Raw genomic sequence first — 13278 nt, 5'->3', positions numbered from 1 at the left:
GAAGATACTGCCGCCCGCCGCTCTTCGTGATGCGCGTATACATGATGTGGCGACAGTAGTCGCCCCATCGTCATGTATCAATGCTGCATTTTCACCAAACGTGTGACGACACTACATCCGCACTTCATCACCCTCTCGCAACCTAACCCCTTGAAATCCCCCCACCGGCCTCTCGCAGAACTCACAAATCCCCCCGGGAGGTGTCGAACTTCGGGTGGCCGTATGGTGCCCCGATGCCCTTTCGGCCACCCAAGATCACGCCAAGGATCCGTGCGCAGCGTGGCTTCTTCACAGTACATGGCAACGACACTCGACCTCTGGATGCTATATATCGGTCTCACGTTCGGCAGGTTCGAATTCTCCCCAAGGCGCTCCCGGAGATCAGAGAAATGCTTGATTTTTCTGGTATAGACAGCCTCTCTATGTTCCCAGATTTTTCTGGCTTCACTCAAAGAATTCATGAGAAATACCAGAATTGATGCACCTGAATCTATAAGTCTTACGGAGTGACGATCTTGCTTTGACATCTGGATTAGGCGGAAGCCGTGGCGGCACCTCATTGCACGCCTCCTTCCGTCTCGATCGCCCAGAGCAGGATCGCGATGGCGTCGGCCTCGTTGTCGTCGGCCGGCGAGAAGCCGCGGGCCCGCGCCGCCGCGATCATCGCTGCCTTGCTGGCGTTGCCCTTGCCGGTGGCGTGACGCTTGATGGTGCCGACGGGAACGCCCTGATAGGGCACGCCGCGCAGCTCGGCCCACGCGCTCAGCGTGGCCATGAGCCCGCCATAGACATGGGCGGCATCGGTCGCCGCATGGCGGCGAACCTCCTCGAACCAGATGCTGGCCATCGGCCCGCTCAGGCGGTCGAACTCCGAGAGCCAGTTGGTGAAGCGCAGGTATCGCATCCCGCCGCCGTCGAAGCGGCCGGGGCGGAAGCTGGCCGTGCCGCTCAGGATCATCCCGTCCGCGTCCCGCAGCGCCCATCCCGTCGTGGTGCCAAGGTCGAGCGCCAGCAGGGGGCGCCCGGAGGTCGACTGGACGGGGCGCATCGGCCGGCCGTCGGTGACGGCGGTTGCAGATGTTGAAATGGTCATGGCGACGATCTCCCTTGCGATGGACGGGGTGGATGGGGGGCAACGGCAGCACGCGCGCGCAAAGCCCCCGGGGGTGGGAGTGGAGAACCCGCCTTGCGGCGTTCTCCCCACCCCCGAAGGGGGTGGCTTTCACCCCCACAACTTCGGATGACCCGTAAGAGCCTGCGAGAATTGAGGAATTCGAAGTTGGGAAGCCCGCTGGGCGCCGGCGCCGTCCCAACTTGAAGCTGCGCAGTCGGGCGGGCGCCATCGCAATGGCGCGCAGGGAGTTGGGAAAACCCTTCCCAACTTGAACCTGCGTGCCGCGCCGAAGCCGCGCGGGCCGGTGCGCAAGCAGTTGGGAACGGCTTTCCCAACTGTCCCAACTTGAAGCTGCGTGGTTCTGCGCGGGGCCTGTCCGTCATGCCTCGACCTCCGGATAGACCCAGACGGCGGGGTTCTCGACGGGCAGCGCGGCGCCGCTCTGCGGGCACTTGTAGGTGCTGGGCAGGACGGGAATGCGCGCCGGCCGGACTTCTCCGGTCTCGGGGTCGACCTCTTCCTCGCCGGTCGGGAACAGCATGCCCTCGACGCAGAGATAGCCGAACCGGGAGGTGGAGCGCGGCAAGCCGAACGGGCTGCCGTCGCGGACGAACTTGATGTCGCCCTTCGTGGCCAGCACGCCGATGCGGTCGCGGATCGTGTCCTTGCCGCCCAGCCCCGCCCTGTTCTCGTAGCTCTCGGCGAAGCTCAGCGCGGTATAGAGCTTCCCGCGCGCGGCCTCGTCGAGCAGGAGCTGGAGGATCACGTCGCGCTTGCGCAGACGCTCGGCGTCGAGCTTCTCCCCGAAATCGCGGCGCACGATGCGCTCGCCGGAGGGGTCGAGCTCCACCCATCCGCCGTCGCGCTTGTCGATCAGCTTTGCGGGCAGCGCGGGCCCGTTGCGCAGCTCGATCTCGAGGCGCCGCTCGGGGCGCTCCTCGTCCGGGCGGTGCAGGATCAGACCGGAGGTGTAGAACCCGCGCAGCGCGCTCGCCCCGGAGAGCGCCAGGAACGGGTCCTCCCGCAGCTGGGTCTTGCCGAGCTTGCGCGTATGGTGGGCCAGGATCACGCCGCAGTCGGGGTTGACCGCCTCGCGCAGCGGCTCGACCCGCTCCTGCAGGAAGAACATCATCGCGGCGTTGTCGTTCTCGCCGCCGCCATCCGCGCCGCCGTCGAAGAGGTTGCGGATGGGATCGATGCAGAGGATGTCCACCGGCGGATCGGCGAATGCCCCGCGCACCGCTTCGATCACCCGCGGCAGGCCATTGGCATCGAGCAGGAGCTTCAGCTTCGGCGTGGCAACGAACCCGTCGCGCGCCGCGGCGAGCAGATGCGGGTCTAGGCGCAGCGCCTGCAGGCGCTCGCGCAGGTAATGATACTGGATCTCGGCCTGCAGGTAGAACACACGCAGCGGCCGGGGCGGCGCGAACCCGAGGAACGGCGCGCCAGCCGCCATGTGGACCAGCCAGGAGATCAGGAAGTCGCTCTTGCCGACCTTCGGCGCGCCGCCCAGCACCATCAGGCCCCCAGGCGTCAGCACGCGCGGGGCGATGATGTCCTCGGGCATCGGGCTGGTGTCGTCGAGCAGCGCGCCCAGCGTGAAGGCCTCGACCAGCGGGGCGGGCCGCGCGGCCTGCGGCGGGCCGTTGCGCTCGATATGCAGCGCCCAGAGCCGCTCGGTCTCGCGCGCGAGCCGGTCCAGCGGCCAGGACGGGCGCAGCATCGCGGCGTTGTAGCCGCAAATTGCCTCCCAGCCCTCGGGCCCCGAGAGCCGCCCCTCATGCACCAGCCGCAGGAAATGGCCGATCGCCGCGCTCGCGCCCTGAAACCGGGTCCAGTCATCCACTCCCGCCGCGCGGACAGGGCTCTTGAGGACCGCGTCGAGGGCGGGCTTGTCGCTCGGCGCCGCAGCGGTTCCCGCGACGGTGTCCATGAACGGCATGGTCGCCACCGCATCAGCGAACTCGGCCAGGTCGACCTCGAGATCGGACTGCTCCGCGATGCGGACGAGTCGCTGGAACCCGCCCTTGTGGTAGACGCTGCCGGCGACGCGGATGGGCTGATGCGCCGAGCGGAAATGCGTGTCGCCGCCGACCCGGGCCGCGATCTCGCCGCGCAGGCGGCACACCTCGTCCAGATCCGCGCCCTCGGCCGGTTCGGTCAGCCGCCACCAGACATGAAGCTTGTCGCGCCCCTCGGGCGTGCGCCCGCCGCTCTCGACGATGAGTGTCGGCCGGCCGAGATGATGGCGCAGATGCGCGAGCTTGGCGGGAATGTCGCCGGTGTCGAGATCGACGACGACGGTCTGCATCTGCACGACATCGGCGGCGCGCGCCTCGCCCTGCTCGCACACGGTACCGGGGATCACGTAGACGGCGGCACCCTCCCGCCAGGCCCAACCGGCGAAGGTCGTCATCCTCTCCGGCGCCGCGCCGTCCGCCGCGATCCAGATGTTGTGCGGCCGGCCGTCGAAGCCCTGCCCCTTATCGACAAACCCGCGAACCGGGATCAGCCCGTCGCAGTAGCCGAAGACGACATCGAGGAACGTCGCGATCTGCTCGGGGTCTGGCTCGATTCCGAACGCATCCGGCGCAGGCGTGGCGTCGTTGAAGTCGCGCCACGGGTTGAAATGGATGATCGACTCGTCGGTCATGCCGGCTGGCTCCAGCAGCGCTCAGCCCACGGGCAGAACCGGCACTCGTGGAAATCCCGCGTCCGCGCGATGCGCGGCAGCAGCTCGCCGGCATCGGTCGCCCGCAGGATCCGCACGCCGCGATCCGACATGCGCTGCGCGAGGTCGGCATCGAAGGGCACGAGCTCGTGGTGCAGCTCGGCCGTGTCCTTGTTGATCGCGGTGAAGAGCGCCGGGTTGGCCGAGATGCCCGGCACGGTCGCTTCCATGTACGCCTGGTAGAGCGCGATCTGGGCGGCGTAGACCGGCTTGGCGACGGTCACGCCCCTGGCCACCGTCTCGCGCCAGTTCTTCGCGTTCATGGTCTTGCATTCCCAGAGCGCCGGGGTGCGCAGCCCCAGCGCCGCCGGGGCCTCGGCGACGATCCCGTCGACATGGCCGCGGATGCGACCGCCCGCGACCGAGAAGCCGAACTGCTCCCCGTCGGGCCGATTGCCCTTCCGGGTGTAGAGATCGAGCCCGGCCGCCCGCAGCCAGCGGATGGCGAGATCTTCTAGCGCGTGTCCGATCGCGAAGATCCTCAGCGACCGGCCGGAAAAGTCCTGGCCCTCGTCCTTCGGCGCGCCCGCGAACTCGAACTGCAGCGCGCGTTCGCAGGGATGGCCCAGACGCGAGCCGCCGAGGTAGTCGCGCGGCGGCGTGGTCGCGCGCTCCGCTTCGAGGGCCGCGTCCACGGCCGCGTTGATGCGCTCGGCGATGCCGGGGCGGTGGTTGTAATCCAGCATCAGAACGGCACCTCCGGCGCATTGGCCCGGGCCTGGTCGGCCATGGCCTCGCGGAAGCCCTCGACGGCCCCCTCGATCAGTGCGCGTACCTGCGCCTCGGTCAGTTCGGCGAGCTGCGTGCCCCAGCCGATCTCATCCATCAGCAGCGCCACCCGCTGCATCGTGGCGGTGACCGCGGCGCGTTCCTCTTCGGTGAGATCAACCATGCCGACACCCGCGCGCGCCCGGCGCGTCCAGTCGCTCTGGCAGGCCATCGAGCAGAACCAGACCGAGGGTCGGGGCCGCTTGGAGCGCAACGGATCGCGCCAGCCAAAGCCATGCGGGAGCTGCGCACAGACGGCACAGAGCGTGCCGCGCGGATGCCAGAGCCGATGCCGCTCCGAGGCGGAAAGACGGGAATTCGAGGCCATGGTTCATGCCGCCCTCCCGACGGTGTCGGCCTCGCCGTCCGCACCGAACACGAGCGCGCGGATCGCCGAGCGGTTGAAGCGGAAGGAGAGCAGCGCCGAGGCCTGATAGCGCGTGAGCCCGAAATCCTGCCGGTACTCGGCCGGGAGCCAGGCGAGCTGCTTGTCGGTCGGCGGCTGGTTCAGCCAGCGGCGGGTCTTGTGGGCGCTCTCGTCGCTCTCGTGCTCGTTGAGCCAGTCATCGGCCGCCGCGAGGCAGACGGTGCGCTCGCCCACGGCGAGCAGCCGCGGGCGTTCGCGGTGCACGCCGCCGACCGCGTACCAGCGCCCGTTGAGGAAGAAGACGCCGCCCCAGGCGCTGAACCCGCCCGCCATGAGCGCGCCGTCGTCACCGAAGAGATCCACCCAGCGAAAGCTCGAGCGCTTGAGCAGATCGATCTCGGACATCACGAAGGCGCCGAGCGGATCGCCGTCATCGTCCGCCTCTCGCTCCCAGAGATACCCGCAAAGCGGACACTCCATCGTGGCGATCGGCACCTGCGCGCCGCAGTCGGGGCACTCCTTCGTGGGGGCGTCGCCCGTCGCCTCGCGCCCGTCGAGGTCGACGTCCTGTTCCAACGCCCCATGCATCAGCGTCGATGTCCCGAAATCCAGGACGATGCAGTCGGTCTTGACGACGCCGGGATGTTCGGCCGGGTCCACGGTGCGCAGGCCGCGGCCGACCATCTGGATCATCGTCGACTTGTAGGAGCTGGGCCGCAGCAGAACGACGCAGGAGGTCGGCGGGTGATCCCAGCCCTCGGTCAGCACCGCGACATTGACGATGACCTGCACCTCGCCGGAGGCATAGGCCGCGAGCGTCGCGCGCCGTTCGCCGGCGCTCATGTCGCCATGGACGAGCCCGGACGGCGCCCCGGCCGCCGCGAAGGCCGCAGCCACGTTGCGCGCGTGATCCACCGTCGAGCAGAACACGACCGTCTGGCGGTCGCCCGCCTTCTCCTTCCAGTGCCGGATCACCGCCTCGGTGACGAGCGCGCGGTTCATGATCGCATCGACCGCCTCCATGTCGAAGTCGTCGACGGACTTGCGGACCTGCCCGAGCTCCTCCTGCACGCCGACATCGATCACGAAGGTCCGCGGCGGGACGAGATGGCCGGAGGCGATCAGCTCGCCGATCCGGATCTGGTCGGCGACGTTGGAGAAGACCGGGCGCAGCGCCTTGCGGTCGCCGCGGTTCGGCGTGGCCGTCACGCCGTAGACCCGGCAGTCCGGATTGCGGTCGCGCGCGCGGTCGATGATCCGGCGGTAACTCTCCGCGGCCGCATGGTGGGCCTCGTCGATCACCAGCAGATCGAGAGCCGGCAGCGCGTCCAGATTGCCGGTCCGCGCGAGCGTGGGGACCATGGCGAATGTGACCTGACCGTTCCAAACCTTCTCCCGGGCATCGACGACGGAGGTCGTGATCTCCGGATTGATCCGCGCGAACTTGGCCCGGTTCTGGCTCGTCAGCTCATCGCGATGGGCGAGCACGCAGGCCTTGGCGTCGCTGCCGCCCACCGCGCGCCCGGCGACGGCGGAGAGCATGATCGTCTTGCCGGCGCCGGTGGGCGCGACGCCGAGCGCATTGCCGTGGGTCTCGAGCGCAGACAGGCTGCGCTCGACGAACTGTTTCTGGCGGGGGCGAAGCAGCATGGCCGATCCCCCTCACTGCGCCCAGGACGGCCGCCCGGGGGCGCCAGCCGAGGGGTGCGGGGCGGCAGCGGGCTGTGCCCCCGCCGAGGGTGCGGGCGCCGGGCGCGGCGTCGCCCCCATCAAGCTCGCATAGTCCTTGTGGTCGGGCGTGATGGCCCCGCGGATCTCGTTCTTGTCGTCACCGTTTGTGTCGGTGCCGATGTCGATCCGCGCGATGAACTCCAGCCCGTCGAGATCGGCGAAGCCATTGATGCGCCGCGCGGCCTGCGCCTCCGGCGAGGTATCCTTGTCGGAGATCCCGCGCGCGGAGTTGAGAATGCCGCGCACCAGGCTGCGGCCCATGTTGGCCCAGTTCGGCCCGTTGGGGCTGTAGAGCCCGATCAGGCTGAACACCTTGCGCCGGGCATAGGGCCCCTCGAGCACGGTGAACTCGCCCGAGAGATAGACCGAACCGGTGGTGCCGCGCGTGGCGTAGCCGCCGGTCCAGCCCTGGGCCGGGTCGTCGTAGCCGCCCGGGCGGAGGGTCAGGCGCACCTTGGCCAGCGTGCCCTTGGGGATGAGGTTGGCGTTGTTCTGGGCGTCGTTGAAATCGTTCCACGAACCGGACATGGCGATGGTCCTTTCTGGTCTGTTCAGGTGTCTGATTGGGCGGGTGCGGCCGCGGGCGGCGCGAAGGTCAGGCGCTCGGAGGCGGGCGGCGCGGGCTGGCGGATCTTCTCCATCAGCCGGCCGAGATGCGGCTCCTCGAGCTGGTCGAGACGCCCCGATCTGTCCTTGGCCGGATAGCCCCAGGGGTTGAGCGTCTGGCAGACGAAGGCCCGGTACGGCGCACCGTTCGCCGGGGTACCGGTCCCCCGGACCGGTCCCTGGCCCGGCTCACCGTCGCTGAGCTCGGCCATCGTGATGACCTCATCGACGATCCCCGGCAGCTCGAGCCCGGTCTTGGAGCCGTCGATCTGCGGCACGAAGTACCGCCGGTTGAAGTCGTCGAGCCGCTCGTCGAGGATCCCCACGAGCCAGACGCTCTTGGCCCGCGTGTGCTGCAGGTGCGTGAGCCAGCTGATCATCTCGCGGCCATGCAGCCCGTAGGCGCCCCGGACGTCCGGTTTGCCGGTCTTTTCCGAATGCGCCTCCGGCTGGCCCTTGCACCAGCCGAAGCAGAGCCGCCCCGCCACGGTGATCGAGTCCACGAAGATCGTGTCGTAGCGCTCCAGCGCGGCTGGATCGCCGAATTTCGCGCAGACCGCCTCGTAGTGGGCCGCGCTGTAGGACTGGTCGTCCCGGAGCGCGGGGTTGGGCCAGCCAATGAACACGGCGAAGTCCCGGCACTCGGTCCAGGTGCGCGGCCGGATCGTGTCGCCCTGCCAGCCCTCGATCGCCAGATCGCCGGCTTCGAGATCCATGAAGAGCGTGGACTGCGCGTCGAGCGTCCAGAGGAGCGTCGTCTTGCCGATGCCCGACTTGCCGAAGATGCAGCCCTTGATGCCGCGCGGCTCCGCGAGCCGCGCATCGGCGCTGATGATTGGAAGGCTCATGCCGGCGCCTCCCCGTCGCGGACCAGCCGGAAGGTCGGCTTGCCGGTGCGGACCGTGCGCGCAGTCTCGAACGCGCTGCGGATCGCCGGCGGCCAGGCGGTGTATTTCCGCTCGGGCACCTTCAGGCTGACATCGACATAGGCGTCGGGATCATCCCCCTCGGCCCGGATCCGCTCCACGAGCTCCGCAAGCTTGTCCTGGTCCCAGTCGACGCGCTTCGGGAGGTCCGTGACCACGGTGACCGGACCGTCGGCGAAGCGCACGGTCCCGGTATCCTTGCCGGCCTCATGCCGGGCCTGCGCGGCCCGGTCGCCGTACTTGAGCGCAATGGCCCCATCGAGCCAGTCGCGCAGGCTCTTCGCGTCGCGGAGCGCCGCATCGGCGTCAGCCTGCAGGCGCGCGAGCTCCTCCGCGGGAAGCGCCGCGATGTCGCCGACGGCCATGTGCCGTAGCGCGTCGAGCGTGATGGTGTTGGGAATGGTCATGATCACCTCCCTCACGCCGCGGGCTTGGGGGTGGTGTCAGCGGTGCTGGCGCGCAGCTGCGTGCGCTCGTAGGTCTCGACGTCCTCGAGCCGGTACACGACCCGCCCGCCAATCTTGATGAAGGCGGGCCCGTCGCCCGTCCAACGCCAGCGCTCAAGCGTGCGCGGGCTGATCTTCCATCGAGCCGCCAGCTCGACCTGGTTGAGGTGTGTGACTGACATCTGCGTCTCCTTCGCGTTTGGCCGAATGCCTGCGAAGGAGACTGGGGGAGCGCCCGGGAGGGCAGCGGGAGGAACCAGGGAGCGGAGACGGGAGGAATGCCGATCCGGCGGCCTAGAACGAAAAAAGCCGCCCCCGGAGGGCGGCGCTTCATGCCCTGGGACGCACCATGGCGATGGCTACGCGGTGATCGTCGACAAGCGCATCGAGCCCAAACTGCTCTTGGAGTTTGAGGGCGACACCACCAACCGAGGCCACTTGCTACGTTCCGAGCGGCCGGGAGCCGCCGGTCGTGTTGACCGACGCGAGAAGCGAGATCGAGTCCCCAATAAACCGCCCCATGCCAGGGCGGAGCTTCGCTGAGCCCTTGAAGGTTCGACAGCCATCGGGATGCCGATTAGGCTATGATACCAAAAGGGAAAAATGGATGAGCCAGCCTGTCAGCTCAAGAACACCTATCCTCGGAGATGTCGGCGCAGTTTTTCGCGTGTCGGTCGCGATCGTCGTAGTCTTCGTCCTCGCGGCCGCGATTGCGCCGGGGCCAGTGGAGCGCGCCGCGCAAGCGGTACTCCATGCCACGGCGACGAACGTCGGCTGGATGTACCTTCTGGTGATGAGCGGGTTCGTTTTCTTCGTGCTGTTCCTTGGCCTGTCGCGGATCGGGACCATAAGACTGGGCGCCCCGGACGAGCGGCCCGAATTCTCGTTTCCAAGCTGGCTCGCGATGATCTTTTCGGGCGGCATGGGCGTGGGGCTCGTGTTCTGGGGCGTCGCCGAGCCGATGATGCACTTCAACGCCCCACCGCTCGGCATCGGGTTGCCGCGAACGGCCGAGGCGGCACAAACCGGCATGCTCTATGCCTTCTTTCACTGGGGGCTGCACCAATGGGCGACTTTTGCTCTGGTGGGGCTCGCCCTCGCGTATGTCCGGTTTCGCCACAAGAGCCATGGCCTCATAAGCGAAACCTTCCGCCCTCTTTTGGGACCCCGCGTGGATACCGGCTGGGGCAAGGCCATCGACGTGCTGACAGTCGTCTCGACTGTATTCGGCGTGGCCACGACGCTGGGGCTTGGTGCACTGCAGGTAAACAGCGGAGTCGCACAGCTGACCGGTGTGCCCTACGGCTTCCCGGCACAATTGGTGATCCTTGCCGTCATCGGGGGCCTGTTCATGCTGTCGGCCATGACCCCGCTCGACCGCGGCATAAGGCTGCTGAGCAATGCCAACATGGCCCTCGCGGCAGCCCTTCTCGGATCGGTCCTCCTCTTGGGGCCGACATCCTTCATCTTCGGGGTCCTCACCCAGACCCTCGGCGAATACCTGGGTAACGTGATCCAGATGAGCCTTGTCACCTCGCCCTATTCGAACGGGGCGTGGGTTGAGCAATGGACCATGTTCTACTGGGCCTGGGGCTTGAGCTGGGCGCCCTTCGTCGGCAGCTTCATCGCCCGGATCTCGCGCGGGCGGACCATTCGCGAATTCGTCCTCGGCGTAATGATCGTCCCGGTGGCGCTGAGCATGCTGTGGTTTGCGACCTTCGGCGGCGCGGCCGTCCAGTTCGAGATCTTCGAGAACGCCGGCATCGCTGATGCCGTGGCGGCCGAGGTCCCGGCCGGGCTCTACGCCCTGCTCGACCAGTTGCCCGGCAGCGGGGTGCTCACGGTCGCATCCATCATCCTCGTTGGCATGTTCCTCGTGACCTCGGCCGACTCGGCCACATTCGTGCTCGGCATGTTCACCTCGAAGGGCGTACTCAATCCCACACGCGCGGTCCGGGTCCTCTGGGGCTGCCTGCAGCTGCTGATGGTGGTGGTGCTGCTGATGACCGGCGGTCTGGAGAGCCTGCGGACGGTTTCGATCATCGCAGCCTTCCCGTTCATGCTGCTGATGATCCTGATCGCGGTCTCGCTGTACCTTGATCTTTCGCAGGAGATCGCGGCGCGCGACGAGAAGGCGCAGGTGCTCGAGCGGCGGATCGAACGCCTGCTGCTGCGGGAATCCGAACGCATGGCAGCTGAGCAAGCCGAGGCCGAAGTTCATCCAACAGTTCCCGAAGGCTCTGAGCCGATGACCTTGCCAAGCTCGGAAGAGAACAGCGCCAGCAACTGAAAATCTGACGCCCCGGATAAATTCCCCGCTCTTTATCGCCTTCTCAAGGATGACAGCGCAGTTCTTGCAACTTCAGCTGACCGGGCGCTCGCCTCACGGCCCCAGCAATTCGACCGGTGCCAATCCCTCCGGAAAATTCGTCAGCGGACGCCCAAGAGCGTCGGTGTGCAGGCGGTTTTCGCTGCCTCTGCATCAGGTGGCTTTGGCCGCTGAGCGGCCGTCGATGGGATGCGCTCCAGACGACCGCCTTTGCCCTTCCCTGCCGGAAGCTCCGCGGTCTCGTTGGCAGTGCAGGTTGCCTATTCGATGCCTCCGCTATCTTGGCGCCTCACACCTCCAGCCAGCAACTCGTTCCGCTTTCCCTGATCACCTCGCGCCAGGTGGGATGGCCGCCGAAGAGGTCCTTCAACCGCTTCACGGACGCCCTGCAATCGGCCTCCTCGAGCACGCGGGCGACGGGCAGAAAGGGGTCGCCGGCAAGCCATGCGCCCGCAAGCATTGCCACGGCGACCTTCTGCTTTCCGCCCGTGAACTCGTGCAACACGCCATGGACGCTCAGGACGCTGCCGTCACCCGATACCCACACCGGGCCCGTGTCGTCCGGCCCTTTTATCAGCCGCGCCGCCAGGATGTCCGGAGCGACGGCGAGTCCATAATCGTGATCGACCACATCGGACAGGGCGACGAGTTCATGGCCCTTCAGGAAGGGCGCGCGACGCTGTTCCTGGGTGTCGAGGTCGATGACCACGCGAAGGCCCTCGGAGGGACGGCGCTCGACGTGCTGGCGGAACTCCTCGAAAGCCTGTGGCGTCGACAGCCCTCGCGCAACCCAGAGCCCGACACGCGCCCTGCGCCTCGGCAGACGAGCCGTGCCGAAATCCAGCACCGCGCCATCGAGGTAGGGCACCGGCTCCTGGCCAAGCGAGCAGTCGATCTGGCCCAACGCCCTCTTCGCCGCACTGACCATGTCCAGCACATAGACCCGGCGAAATGCGCTATCCTCTTCGTCCTGCCATGCAATGTTTCCGAGATGGCCCTGGTGCCCGGTGATGGGGTGGGCCATGACGGCGACCGGGCTGTCGTCCAGATCGTCATCGGCGACGGTCGCCATGGTGCTGCCGCGTCGCACCAGAAGACCGGCGTCGATCAGCTGCCGCCCGGCGCCGCTCTTGTGCGCGAGGGCCATGGCCGAAACCCGCCCGTCGCGCGTCCCGGCGATGGACGAGAGCAGGCGGCGGGCAGCGGGATCAATCCTCGAGGAGCTGCGGGTCATCGACCAGGATCCCCCAGCGGCGCAGGTATTTCTCGCCGATCATCTGCTCGGTCGCGGTGCGATCCTTCAGGTCGCAGCCATGCGGCCAGGTGATGGTCAGGGTCAGCGTACGCCGCCGGTCCCCGCCGGGACGGCGGGCGAGCTTTACCGCGAGCTTCGCTCGGGTCACCACGAAACCGTCGCGCAGGGGCGTGCGGTCCCCGAACATCTCGTCGGCCATCGACCAGATCGTGCCGTCCGCCCGTGCCATGTTCTCGAGCGTCACGCGGCGGCTGCTGTCGTCGATCGGCATGAGCCGAAGCTCGCGCACCTCCACGTCCTCGATCCCGTCTTCCTCGTCGGCCGGGAAATCGTACGGCGTGAGCAGCACGGACAGGTCGTAGCACCTGAGCGGCAGACGATTCTCCTTGAACTCGATGCCGAGCAGATGCGTAACCGCGGACTTCGCGATCTCCAGGCGGGTCGCCTTGTCGTTCGCGACCACCTCGAGCCCGCCGGTCGCCGGCTCGTAGGTGATGGCCGCCTCGAACACCGGGCGATAGGCCTGCCGGACGAGCGCCCCCTTGTCGTCGAACCGCAGAAGATCGTCCGGGCGCCCCTCGCGGTAGATCGTGACCTGGACGAGATCGCATTCGTCGCCTTCATGCGTGGTCCGCACCCGGTCGAAGATGTCGGCATGCACATGCGCCGCGCCGGAGTACTCCTTGATCGCCGAGACGAACGCATGAACCGTGCCCGCGTCGCGGGGCACATCCCGGCCGGCCTCGCTCATGTAGCCCGCCCACATGCGCCCCCGCCGCCGGTCCTCGGTAAAGCGGACCTCTTCGGCATGGCGGAACCGGTCGGGCGCATTGATGAACATCCAGAGCGACCGGGCATGCGGGTTGGCGAGACCGTCGACCCGCCTTATTCATCGAAATCGGGGGTAATGGCTGGCGTGCCCGCGAAAGCTCTGTAGAATCAAGTTGCTACACCAAGTCCGACAGCAGCCCTCGGAGCACGCCATGGGTGAAACGCTACAGCCGG

General features: G+C 67.6%; 12 protein-coding genes. 1 reads left to right on the top strand and 11 read right to left on the bottom strand.

What is annotated here, in order from left to right; all coding sequences use genetic code 11:
* Nucleotides 1–556: 556 nt before the first annotated feature.
* The 9 genes from DLJ49_RS19870 to DLJ49_RS19830 form a co-directional block, all read right to left on the bottom strand.
* Complete coding sequence (locus DLJ49_RS19870) at nt 557–1048, bottom strand: hypothetical protein (protein ID WP_115395262.1); 492 nt, start codon at nt 1046–1048, stop codon at nt 557–559.
* Nucleotides 1049–1493: 445 nt separating this feature from the next.
* Nucleotides 1494–3767 (bottom strand): AAA family ATPase, encoded by a 2274-nt coding sequence (locus DLJ49_RS19865; RefSeq protein WP_115395260.1) that lies wholly within the window; start codon nt 3765–3767, stop codon nt 1494–1496.
* On the bottom strand, nt 3764–4531 hold the full coding sequence (locus DLJ49_RS19860) for a PD-(D/E)XK nuclease family protein (RefSeq protein WP_115395259.1): 768 nt from the start codon (nt 4529–4531) through the stop codon (nt 3764–3766). The genes DLJ49_RS19865 and DLJ49_RS19860 overlap by 4 nt, the downstream gene beginning before the upstream one ends.
* Nucleotides 4531–4737 (bottom strand): DUF6511 domain-containing protein, encoded by a 207-nt coding sequence (locus DLJ49_RS19855; protein WP_115395261.1) that lies wholly within the window; start codon nt 4735–4737, stop codon nt 4531–4533. Before DLJ49_RS19855 ends, DLJ49_RS19860 begins: the two co-directional genes overlap by 1 nt.
* 207 nt (nt 4738–4944) lie before the next feature.
* Nucleotides 4945–6630 carry a DEAD/DEAH box helicase gene (locus tag DLJ49_RS19850; protein WP_115395258.1) on the bottom strand — a complete coding sequence of 562 codons (1686 nt, stop codon included), beginning with the start codon at nt 6628–6630 and terminating at the stop codon, nt 4945–4947.
* A 12-nt stretch (nt 6631–6642) separates the two neighbouring features.
* Entirely contained in the window at nt 6643–7239 is a 597-nt protein-coding gene (locus DLJ49_RS19845; RefSeq protein ID WP_115395257.1) for a hypothetical protein, read from the bottom strand.
* 23 nt (nt 7240–7262) lie between these two features.
* Nucleotides 7263–8165 (bottom strand): ATP-binding protein, encoded by a 903-nt coding sequence (locus DLJ49_RS19840; protein ID WP_115395256.1) that lies wholly within the window; start codon nt 8163–8165, stop codon nt 7263–7265.
* Complete coding sequence (locus tag DLJ49_RS19835) at nt 8162–8650, bottom strand: hypothetical protein (protein ID WP_115395255.1); 489 nt, start codon at nt 8648–8650, stop codon at nt 8162–8164. Before DLJ49_RS19835 ends, DLJ49_RS19840 begins: the two co-directional genes overlap by 4 nt.
* 11 nt (nt 8651–8661) lie before the next feature.
* Nucleotides 8662–8871 carry a helix-turn-helix transcriptional regulator gene (locus DLJ49_RS19830; RefSeq protein WP_115395254.1) on the bottom strand — a complete coding sequence of 70 codons (210 nt, stop codon included), beginning with the start codon at nt 8869–8871 and terminating at the stop codon, nt 8662–8664.
* Nucleotides 8872–9296: 425 nt separating this feature from the next.
* Between DLJ49_RS19830 and DLJ49_RS19825 the strand changes: the two genes are divergently transcribed.
* Nucleotides 9297–10979 carry a BCCT family transporter gene (locus DLJ49_RS19825; RefSeq protein WP_115395253.1) on the top strand — a complete coding sequence of 561 codons (1683 nt, stop codon included), beginning with the start codon at nt 9297–9299 and terminating at the stop codon, nt 10977–10979.
* Between the two features lie 328 nt (nt 10980–11307).
* Here DLJ49_RS19825 and DLJ49_RS19820 read toward each other — a convergent pair whose 3' ends face one another.
* Both DLJ49_RS19820 and DLJ49_RS19815 read right to left on the bottom strand, forming a co-directional pair.
* The gene (locus DLJ49_RS19820; RefSeq protein ID WP_115395252.1) at nt 11308–12252 is read right to left on the bottom strand and encodes a hypothetical protein; all 945 of its coding nucleotides are present in this window, start codon (nt 12250–12252) and stop codon (nt 11308–11310) included.
* Nucleotides 12227–13114: a hypothetical protein gene (locus tag DLJ49_RS19815; protein WP_199533459.1), complete on the bottom strand. Its 888-nt coding sequence runs from the start codon at nt 13112–13114 to the stop codon at nt 12227–12229. Before DLJ49_RS19815 ends, DLJ49_RS19820 begins: the two co-directional genes overlap by 26 nt.
* Between the last annotated feature and the right edge of the window lie 164 nt (nt 13115–13278).

Source organism: Rhodovulum sp. 12E13 (genome assembly GCF_003340565.1).
Lineage (GTDB): Bacteria > Pseudomonadota > Alphaproteobacteria > Rhodobacterales > Rhodobacteraceae > HLUCCA09.
The sequence above is the reverse complement of the archived record's forward strand: the minus strand, read 5'-3'. Positions and strand labels throughout refer to the sequence as shown.

Coding starts and splice junctions, on each gene's coding strand:
- DLJ49_RS19870 (WP_115395262.1), bottom strand. CDS start 1,048: ATGCGCCCCGTCCAGTCGACCTCCGGGCGCCCCCTGCTGGCGCTCGAC.
- DLJ49_RS19865 (WP_115395260.1), bottom strand. CDS start 3,767: ATGACCGACGAGTCGATCATCCATTTCAACCCGTGGCGCGACTTCAAC.
- DLJ49_RS19860 (WP_115395259.1), bottom strand. CDS start 4,531: ATGCTGGATTACAACCACCGCCCCGGCATCGCCGAGCGCATCAACGCG.
- DLJ49_RS19855 (WP_115395261.1), bottom strand. CDS start 4,737: ATGGTTGATCTCACCGAAGAGGAACGCGCCGCGGTCACCGCCACGATG.
- DLJ49_RS19850 (WP_115395258.1), bottom strand. CDS start 6,630: ATGCTGCTTCGCCCCCGCCAGAAACAGTTCGTCGAGCGCAGCCTGTCT.
- DLJ49_RS19845 (WP_115395257.1), bottom strand. CDS start 7,239: ATGTCCGGTTCGTGGAACGATTTCAACGACGCCCAGAACAACGCCAAC.
- DLJ49_RS19840 (WP_115395256.1), bottom strand. CDS start 8,165: ATGAGCCTTCCAATCATCAGCGCCGATGCGCGGCTCGCGGAGCCGCGC.
- DLJ49_RS19835 (WP_115395255.1), bottom strand. CDS start 8,650: ATGACCATTCCCAACACCATCACGCTCGACGCGCTACGGCACATGGCC.
- DLJ49_RS19830 (WP_115395254.1), bottom strand. CDS start 8,871: ATGTCAGTCACACACCTCAACCAGGTCGAGCTGGCGGCTCGATGGAAG.
- DLJ49_RS19825 (WP_115395253.1), top strand. CDS start 9,297: ATGAGCCAGCCTGTCAGCTCAAGAACACCTATCCTCGGAGATGTCGGC.
- DLJ49_RS19820 (WP_115395252.1), bottom strand. CDS start 12,252: ATGACCCGCAGCTCCTCGAGGATTGATCCCGCTGCCCGCCGCCTGCTC.
- DLJ49_RS19815 (WP_199533459.1), bottom strand. CDS start 13,114: ATGTTCATCAATGCGCCCGACCGGTTCCGCCATGCCGAAGAGGTCCGC.